Annotated in this window: 9 protein-coding genes; 4 read left to right on the forward strand and 5 right to left on the reverse strand. The window is 40.2% G+C overall.

Annotated features, from left to right (window positions below; genetic code table 11):
- Positions 1 to 134: 134 nt before the first annotated feature.
- Positions 135 to 911, forward strand: a complete 777-nt coding sequence (locus tag XEN7305_RS26250; protein ID WP_006507444.1) for a hypothetical protein — start codon at positions 135 to 137, stop codon at positions 909 to 911.
- A 6-nt stretch (positions 912 to 917) separates the two neighbouring features.
- Positions 918 to 1172, forward strand: coding sequence for a hypothetical protein (locus XEN7305_RS00995; RefSeq protein ID WP_006507445.1), 255 nt, complete (start codon positions 918 to 920; stop codon positions 1170 to 1172).
- Positions 1173 to 1196: 24 nt separating this feature from the next.
- Here the strand turns inward: XEN7305_RS00995 and urtE are convergent, their stop codons facing one another.
- The 5 genes from urtE to XEN7305_RS01020 all read right to left on the reverse strand — a co-directional run bounded on the left by urtE (position 1197) and on the right by XEN7305_RS01020 (position 6421).
- Entirely contained in the window at positions 1197 to 1910 is a 714-nt protein-coding gene (urtE, locus tag XEN7305_RS01000; RefSeq protein WP_006507446.1) for an urea ABC transporter ATP-binding subunit UrtE, read from the reverse strand.
- The gene (gene urtD, locus XEN7305_RS01005; protein WP_006507447.1) at positions 1885 to 2652 is read right to left on the reverse strand and encodes an urea ABC transporter ATP-binding protein UrtD; all 768 of its coding nucleotides are present in this window, start codon (positions 2650 to 2652) and stop codon (positions 1885 to 1887) included. The genes urtE and urtD overlap by 26 nt, the downstream gene beginning before the upstream one ends.
- A 183-nt stretch (positions 2653 to 2835) precedes the next feature.
- Entirely contained in the window at positions 2836 to 3906 is a 1071-nt protein-coding gene (gene urtC, locus XEN7305_RS01010; RefSeq protein ID WP_006507449.1) for an urea ABC transporter permease subunit UrtC, read from the reverse strand.
- A 139-nt stretch (positions 3907 to 4045) separates the two neighbouring features.
- Complete coding sequence (gene urtB, locus XEN7305_RS01015) at positions 4046 to 4999, reverse strand: urea ABC transporter permease subunit UrtB (RefSeq protein ID WP_006507450.1); 954 nt, start codon at positions 4997 to 4999, stop codon at positions 4046 to 4048.
- Positions 5000 to 5047: 48 nt separating this feature from the next.
- Positions 5048 to 6421 carry an ABC transporter substrate-binding protein gene (locus tag XEN7305_RS01020; RefSeq protein WP_006507451.1) on the reverse strand — a complete coding sequence of 458 codons (1374 nt, stop codon included), beginning with the start codon at positions 6419 to 6421 and terminating at the stop codon, positions 5048 to 5050.
- 766 nt (positions 6422 to 7187) lie between these two features.
- Between XEN7305_RS01020 and fmdA the strand changes: the two genes are divergently transcribed.
- Together fmdA and XEN7305_RS01030 are read left to right on the forward strand one after the other, a co-directional pair.
- Positions 7188 to 8375, forward strand: coding sequence for a formamidase (gene fmdA, locus XEN7305_RS01025; RefSeq protein WP_006507452.1), 1188 nt, complete (start codon positions 7188 to 7190; stop codon positions 8373 to 8375).
- Positions 8376 to 8457: 82 nt separating this feature from the next.
- Positions 8458 to 8745, forward strand: coding sequence for an FmdB family zinc ribbon protein (locus tag XEN7305_RS01030; RefSeq protein ID WP_006507453.1), 288 nt, complete (start codon positions 8458 to 8460; stop codon positions 8743 to 8745).
- Positions 8746 to 9025 lie beyond the last annotated feature (280 nt).

Below are 9025 nucleotides of genomic sequence, written 5' to 3' on the forward strand. Positions count from 1 at the left end.
TTTATCCTTCTGCCCTCTCTCTTGGTGAGCGTTCCCTTGCGCCTGACGGCGGCGCGGGGTCTCACCGCTGCCCTCTGCCCTCTGCCTTCAAGGGCGAAGCCCCGTTAAACATGATGATTAGGAGCTATAACTAAATGAGCTTTGTTTCCGAACTACAAAAACTTCTCATTAAAGATAAGCAAGTTTATAATTTGTCTCGAAATAAAGAGTTCGCAGAGTTTAATTTTGTAGGATTCAAAGAAACTGCGACAACAATAGATTTCGTAGCTTTTGTAAGAGCAGATAAATTAACTGAACAGCAGATTGTTGATTTGCGTGACTCGTTTTTTAATATTACACAAATTGTATCTTATGATTTTGGATTAAAACCCTTAGCGAGGAATCCCAATGGTCTTTTATGTTTTGTATTTGAAGATAGTCTACCGAATCAATTAATTAATTTTATTAAGAAGCAAACAAAGATCTCTAATTTTGCCAAAAGTGCTGTTATTGTTTCCTGGGCAATAGACCTTAAAAATAAGCAAATTCATACTCATAACAATCCAGTTTCAATTTTTCCACCTGTATATATTGTTGAAGGATGGGTATTTCCTGGTTTAGACTATCTCAAGTCTTTTGTGTCTGCCTACAAATATCCATCGATGCAGACAGATAATGACACTGCGATACCCCTGCAATTTTTTAAAAGGCTAGAGCAAAAAACCAAAGAGATTGAGGAAATAATTCAAACTAATCCTAAATATCAAACTAAGTATTATTCTGAAGATAATAAAATATCTATAATAATTCAAAATATTACTATGACCAAAAAAGAATCCTCCAAGGTTAATATGAGCTTCAATGCTCCTGTCTATGGAGCTGCTGGCAATGTAGAAGGCAATCAAGTAATTTATCCTTCAGAACCGAAATAAACTTTAGTGCAAGCAGCAGAAGAGATCCAAAATCTGCTCAAGCAACTAGAGCAAACTAATCCAACCAACAAGACAACAGAGCAAATGATGGTGGCGGCAAAAGCTATTGAAAAAATTGAAAATAATCCTTCATTAAAGGAGAAAATAATTAATGCAGCTCAAGAAGCTGGGCTAGCAACCTTTGAAAAAGCTCTTGACAACCCCGCAGGTGCTTTTATTACAGGTGCAGTTCGAGGTTGGCTCGAAGCTGAAAATAAGTAGAAATTAGGTGTTCGGTTGACCAGATTAAACAGTAAGATATCGATTGACTAGAGTATCGGTGAGCTCGGGTGTCATTCCTTGGGAAACGATCGCGCCCTTGTCCATGATAAAAAACTTCTTAGCTAACTGTCTTACAAAGTCTATTTTTTGTTCTACAACAATTACCGTAATTCCCTTCTCTTGATTAATTCTCCTCAAAGTATCTTCAATTTCCTGCACAATAGACGGTTGAATCCCTTCTGTCGGTTCATCAAGCAACATGATTTTGGGATTACACATTAATCCTCTGGCGATCGCAAGTTGCTGTTGTTGTCCCCCACTGAGTAATCCGCCTTGACGCGATAGATGTTCCTTGAGCATCGGGAAAAACTCAAAGATCTCCGAGGGAATTCTTTTTCTACTTTTTCCCGCAGCACTGAAGCCCAATTTGAGGTTATCTAACACCGAAAGATAGGGAATAATTTCCCTACCTTGGGGAATATAGGCAATCCCATAACGCGATCGCTTGTAGGTGGGAGTTTTGGTAATATTTTTATTGTCGAAAATAAGATTGCCTTTACTTAATTTGTTAAGGCCAATAATACTGCGCAGCAACGTAGTTTTCCCCACGCCATTGCGGCCCAAAAGACCAACCATATCTCCTTGATTGACAATCATATTGACATCAAACAAAACAGGAGTTTGTCCATAACCAGCAGTTAGATTTTGGAGTTCAAGCAGCGATGTCAACTTGTTCATCAATTTTTTCTCTTCCTAAATAAACTTCAATTACTTGGGGATTATCCTGAATTTCCTGTACAGAACCTTCAGCTAACTTTTCGCCCTGGTGCAGCACCACAATTCTTTCGGCAATTTGCTTCACGAATTCCATATCATGCTCGATCGCCACCACAGAATGGTTTTGAGCCAAGGATTTAATAATCTCTCCTGTGGCATAGGTTTCTTCTGGCGTCATGCCGGCTGTAGGTTCATCGAGTAGAACTACCGTGGGATCTTGAGCAATGACCATGCCAATTTCGACCCATTGTTTCTGGCCATGGGATAAAGATGAAACTTTAGTTGCCGCATCATCTAGCAAGCCAATGCGATCGAGAACATCAATAATTTTATCTCGCTTTTTTTGAGTTAATTTAGCAGTGATTGAATTAAGAATACTATGGGTTCCTTTTAAGGCTAATAAGATATTTTCAAATACGGTTAATTCGTTATAAACATTGGGATTTTGAAATTTACGACCAATTCCCATCCGAGCAATTTCATAGGGATTTTTGTTGGTGATATCTTTACCCTGGAAATAAACATTTCCCGAGGCCACAGGCGACTTCGAGACGATCGCATCTAAAAGCGTGCTTTTCCCTGCCCCATTGGGCCCGATAATTGTCACAATCTCGCGATCGCCAACTTCTAGGCTCACACCTTTTAAGGCTTTAAACCCAGAAAATATAACTTGCAAATCTTTAACTTCTAGTATTGAGGTCATGGCTAGTAGTAGGATTGATAAAATTGAAAATTGAAAATTAAAAATTGATGAGATTTTTAATCTGCCCAGGAACGCGCGAGTTTGAAAATTGCTTCTACTAAAGCACTAGCTTCGCGTCGTCCTCGAATGGGGAAAAAAGTGATTCTTCGGGAATTTAAACCATCTGCCATCTGCCATCTGCCTTCATTTCTTGCTTTTCGAGGCAAATAACTTGGTAACCGAGCCAACTAGACCGTCAGGAATAAACAACACAACAACTAAGAGTAATACACCAACAATTAATTGCCAATCTTGTGTCACTCTTTCGGCATAATTTTGGACTTGACCTAATAAAATCGCAGCAATCACAGGCCCAATTAAAGTTGCCCTACCGCCGATCGCCACCCAAATAACCACCTGAGTGCCAAAGGCCACAGCCAAGTATACAGGGGATATAAAGCGATTTAAAGGAACAAATAATCCTCCAGCTATCCCAGCTATCCCAGCAGAAAGCGTCCAAATAAAAATTTTGAAATTGGCAACATCATAGCCCAGATAAGAAATTCGATTTTCGTTTTCTTTGATTGAGCGCAAAATCAAACCGAAGTTGGATTGGGTCAGCCACCAACTACCCACTAACACCAGGGTAGTAAAGAGCAAAATCATCCAATACAAGCCATTTAACGGGATATCTAAGCCAAAAATACTGAGCCGAGAAACATCAGTAATACCATTAGTTCCTCCAGTGTAGGCTTGCTGACTAATAAAGAAGGTCGTCAAAGCCGAGGAAATTGCCAGGGTGATAATCGTAATATATACACCACTAACTTTAGATCTAAAGATAAACCAGCCGATCAGATAGGCAAAACCCGCGGGGACTAGCACCATTGCGATCGCAGCAAAAGGAAAATATTTTAAGGGTGCAATGAACCAGGGTAATTTTTCGAGGCCATTCCAGACCATGAAATCTGGTAAATCGATACCGTAAGTATTGCCTTCTGCCGAAAGATTTAGCTTGAGATAATAGGCCATAGCATAACCCCCAAGAGTAAAGAATACTCCATGGGCAAAACTAAGAATACCTGTAAACCCCCAAACCAAATCTAGAGAAACTGCTAAGGCTCCATAGAGCAGTAGCTTAGATAATAAAGAGACCTGAAACTCACCTACTATCAAGGGCAAAACTGCCATAATGACAAAGCTTATGCCAGTAATGATCGCTAATCTAGTAGGGGTTCGCGATCGCGTTGCAATACCAATTGTTGATTGGGCCATTTTTAAAGGATGAGGGATAAAGGAAAGGATGAGGGATGAGGGATGAAGGATGAGGAATAAAGGAAAGGATGAGGGATGAGGGATGAAGGATGAGGAAAATTTTTGATTATAAACTGTTAACTGATAACTGATAACTGATTTACCCGCGTTTTTGGATGGTAAATAGACCTTCTGGTTTATAACGAATCAGGATTATCACCGCTGCTAGGACAATTACCCTAGCGGTTGGATCATTCAAAAGATAGGCCAGGCCAGAACTCGATTCGCCAATCAGAAAAGCTCCAGCTAAGACGCCAATCAATTTGTCTACGCCCCCGGTAACTACTGTCATCCAAGCATCTACAAGATAATCTTGCCCCATGGGAGGAGAAACACTTTTTAGTGACGAAATTACCGAGCCCGCAATTCCTGCTAAACCGCAACCATAGGCAAATGTCACCATATCGACCAAACTAGTATTGACGCCTAAACATTTGGACATCTCTCTATTTTGAGTAACGGCCCTAACCTGACGACCAAGATCAGTGTTATAGAGTAGATAGCCTGTTACAGCAAGCAAGGCGAGAGCAACAACAACAATAAACAGTCGATAATAGGAAATCGCGATCGCGGGGGAACCTTGAGCATCATTCAATAAAGTCAAATTACCCGAAATATAAGGTGGAGATTTCACATATTTGAGCTGGGCTGTAAAAATTAGCTTAATCACCCCCTGCAAGACAATACTCAGCCCCCAAGTAGCAAGCAACGTTTCCAGCGGACGGCCATACAATCGCCGAATAATAGTAACTTCGACGAAAGCACCAATCGCACCAGTAATAATAAAAGAAAAGGGAATCGTTAACAGCAAATCCAGGCCAAAAACTGATTGCATTAAGAAGGTGACATAAGCCCCCAGCATAATGAATTCACCATGAGCCAGATTGATGATCCGCATCACACCAAAAGTGATTGCCAAACCTAAACCTGTCAACAGGAGAATTCCGACAATACTAATCCCATTAAGAAGTTGATTTGCCAAGGCAACAATACTGAATCCACCAGTTGTTTCTTCTTGGGCAAGATAATAAAGAGGGAGTAAATGAGCGTACATGGGATTTTTCGAGTTAGATAATATTTTCGTTTTTGCTGGACATCTAAATTAGGTTTTTTCCAAATATTTAACCTGCAAATCCTGGCCAGTTTCTTTAATTGGACTAGTACGATCATCAGGAGTAGGACGAGTACATACTCGACCAGGATATAAAGTCTGACTCCAGGCGATCGGTTTGACCGCTGCTGGGGTGGCAAAGACAATTTCGGCTTGACCATCGGGACCCCATTTACCAATACGAGAATATAAATAGGTGTGATAGTTTTCAGGATCAATTTTCACTAAGCCTTGAGGAGCTTGGAATACCTGCCCTCGAGTCGCTTCTCGAAGAGTTTCCGTATTAATTTCGCCACCTTCTTTAAGAATGTCACGCATTGCTTGTGCCATGAAAAAGGTTTGAAGATAGGCCGCTTCCATGACTCCATTCGTCACGCGATTGTTACCAAATTTAGCCTTAAACTGTTCCACAAAGGCTTTATTCTCAGGAGTATCAACAGTTTGGAAATAATTGAAGCTAGTATAGTGGCCTTCGGCATATTCTGCCCCCATCGCCTGGATCTCTTCCTCTGTGGTCGGATAAGCCATAATTGGTATGTTCTCAGCCGTAATCCCCGCATCTTTATACTGACGGTAGAAAGCAGGAATACTATCGCCAACCAAATTACTGAGGACAAAATCAGGTTTAGCTTGCTTAATTTTATTAATAATCGTAATAAATTCTGTAGTACCTAAAGCCGAATATTCATCGCCGACAACTTGCCCGCCGATTTTTTCTAATTCTGCCTTGGCAATTCGATTACTTTCTTTAGGATAAATATAGTCTGAACCGATAAAAAAGCCTTTGGGACCAAAATTATTAAAGCAGTAAGGAATGGAATCTGTAATCTGTTGATTGGGCGCAGCCCCTGTATAAAATACGTTAGAGCTACATTCATTCCCCTCATAATAGACAGGATAGTAAAGAATAGAGTTCTTATCTTCAAACACTGGCAATACTGACTTGCGACTCGCAGAAGTGTAACAACCCAGAACGCATACTACTTGATCTTCGTCAATCAGACGCTTAGACATCTGGTTATACAAATCCCAGTTAGAGTCGGGATTTACGACCACCCTCTGAATTTTTCGCCCTTCAATGCCTTCGCCATTACCCTCCCAAGGGCCTGTATTAGTATTTATTTGTTCTAAAGCCAAAAAGGTAGCATCTTGCAGAGATTTTTCGACAATCGCAATGGTGCCAGTAGTTGAATACATGACTCCGACTTTAATCGGATTTTCTCCCAAATCTGCGTCCCCACCACCAGAGGAATTGCCACCAGCACAAGCAGCTACAACACTAGAACCTATCGCTAAAGAACTGTATTGAATAAATTTACGACGACTCAACTCACTAAATAAGGTCGGCTGATTTTTTTTTCCCATTAGTTTCCCTAGTTAATTGATAAAAACTAAAAAGTCTATAATAAATTTGTCTACTGAATTTGTATCAGAATAATTTAGTCGGACTTCTTAGTAACTAAAACATTACACCGCGGCGTAACAACCTACACAGAATTAATTTCGTAATTAATTCGGTTACACTGAAGAATAAACTTGTCTTTTTATTTATTTTGTGACCAAAGATACAAAACAAATAAATTTTTGCAGGTAGCTTGATTTCCATAGACGTTAATAGCGTCTTCCTAATATTGACAATTTTCCGATCGGAATTTTTTTTTAATTGTTAATAATCCGAGACTTAACGTCCTAAAGTTTGCTATAGCGACCACAAATCTACTTTGATAGCTATCAAGTAAAAGTTGGCAAAATAGGTTTTCCTTTATTTTGTACAAGTATAAGTCTATTTTGAGCAGTGGCTCCTTCGCGTAAAATTTGCTTGAATGTTGCGAAAATCCCGAAAAGATTAGTAATGTTATAAATCGCAGATATTCTTAAAGTAGCGAAAAAAGTACTTTGTAATATTCTGTAACCATTGTTACTTTTGCTGTTCACCAAATAGTGCAATATTCATAACCAAGATTACTATTGCCATTTAAATAGCTTAGCTTTGCAAGAAATATATTACATATTTTTCTGAAGATTGCGTTCGTTTAATATTGCGAAATATGATCGCAATTGTTTGGTTAAAAGTAATTTTTTTGGAAGACTAGACTGTGATTTATACCTATTAGTAACGAGAATAATTAATATGCCAGAAACTCTCTTCAAAATTGACCTGACCAAGCCAATGGCAGAGCAGGATCTTCCCGGTCATAATCGTTGGCATCCTGATATACCAGCAGTGGTTTCCGTTAAGCCTGGGGACGTCTTTCGGATTGAATGTAAGGACTGGACAGATGGCCAGATTGGCAATAATGACGATCCTAGCGATATTGAAACGGTCGACCTCAATATTGTTCATGTACTAAGTGGCCCGATTCGAGTCGAAGGTGCTGAACCAGGAGATATCTTAGTTGTAGACTTATTAGATATTGGAGCTTTACCTGGAGATGAATGGGGCTTTACAGGTATTTTTTCTCGCGATAATGGTGGAGGCTTCTTAACCGATCATTTTCCCCAGGCGGCTAAAGCCTGTTGGGATATTCAAGGTATCTATACCAGTTCTCGTCATATTCCTGGAGTTCGTTTTGCAGGAATTACTCATCCTGGCTTAATTGGCTGTGCTCCTTCTATGGAACTTTTGCAGACATGGAATACAAGGGAACGAGCCTTGGTTGAAAAAGGAGGGCCACCATGGAAACCAGAAATTCCCCCTTTAGCTGCTTTGCCGAACCCAGAACAGGCTGTCTTGGGGACTCTCACCGGATCAGAATTTGATCGTGTGGCAGCTGAAGCTGCTCGCACTGTGCCGCCTCGGGAACATGGAGGAAACTGTGACATCAAAAATCTGTCTAAAGGATCAAGAATTTATTTCCCTGTATATGTTGATGGGGCGAACTTGTCGATGGGCGATATTCATTTTTCCCAAGGCGATGGTGAGATTTCCTTCTGCGGCGCTATTGAAATGTCGGGATATATCGATCTTCATGTAGATATTATCAAAGGCGGTATGGAAAAATATGCAATGGTTAATCCGATTTTCAAGCCAGGGCCTGTTGAACCTCACTATTCAGAATATTTAATTTTTGAAGGTATTTCTGTCGATGAATTTAGTGGGGAACAATATTATCTGGATGCCCATGTTTCCTATCGCCGGGCTTGTCTAAATGCAATTAACTATTTGAAAAAATTTGGCTATACCGGAGAACAAGCCTATCTTCTTCTAAGTTGTGCTCCTGTGGAGGGAAGAATTAGTGGCATTGTGGATGTTCCCAATGCTTGTTGTACTTTGGCTTTGCCCACAGCAATTTTCGATAAGGATATTGTCCCGACTTAGATTCTATTGTTAAAGGGCGAAAGAGAGCAAAAGACTTTCGCCTTTAACTGACAACTGATAACTGATAACTGTTCACTGAAAAATGCCTCTATACGAATATCGCTGTAATCCCTGTGGAGAATTTGAAGTTTGGCGCAGTTTGGCTGAATACAATGCACCGATGAACTGTCCCGATTGTGATCAAGTGGCGCAAAAAATGGTCTCGGCACCCAGTATTAATCTTAATTCGGGTAGTCTCTCTGCGATCGCGCGCTCTCAATCCTCCGAACCCAGATTAGTTAAATCAAAACATCTAGAACCCACTAAACCAAGATATCAAAGCTCAACGGGCAGTCGGCCTTGGATGGTTAGTCATGGGCCACCATTATAGATTGTCGTAATTAGGGATTTTGACTAGTTATGGGGAATTGGGGAATTAGGGAATTAGGGAGAATATTTACCCAATGTCAGCTCGACGACTTTTCTTTTTGATTAAATGTTCCAAGTTGAACAACGAAGTAATAGGCTTTTCCCTAAATCCCCAAATCCTTCATTCAGAACTAGTGCCGCTGCGCGGAAGTAATAAGTAATAAGTAATGAGTAATAAGTCTTGATACATCAGCTTTTTGCCCTTCGTTGATAGATAGCTTATTTACGCCCGCGTCCACTAG

It is taken from the genome of Xenococcus sp. PCC 7305, assembly GCF_000332055.1.
In the GTDB taxonomy this organism is placed as follows: domain Bacteria; phylum Cyanobacteriota; class Cyanobacteriia; order Cyanobacteriales; family Xenococcaceae; genus Xenococcus.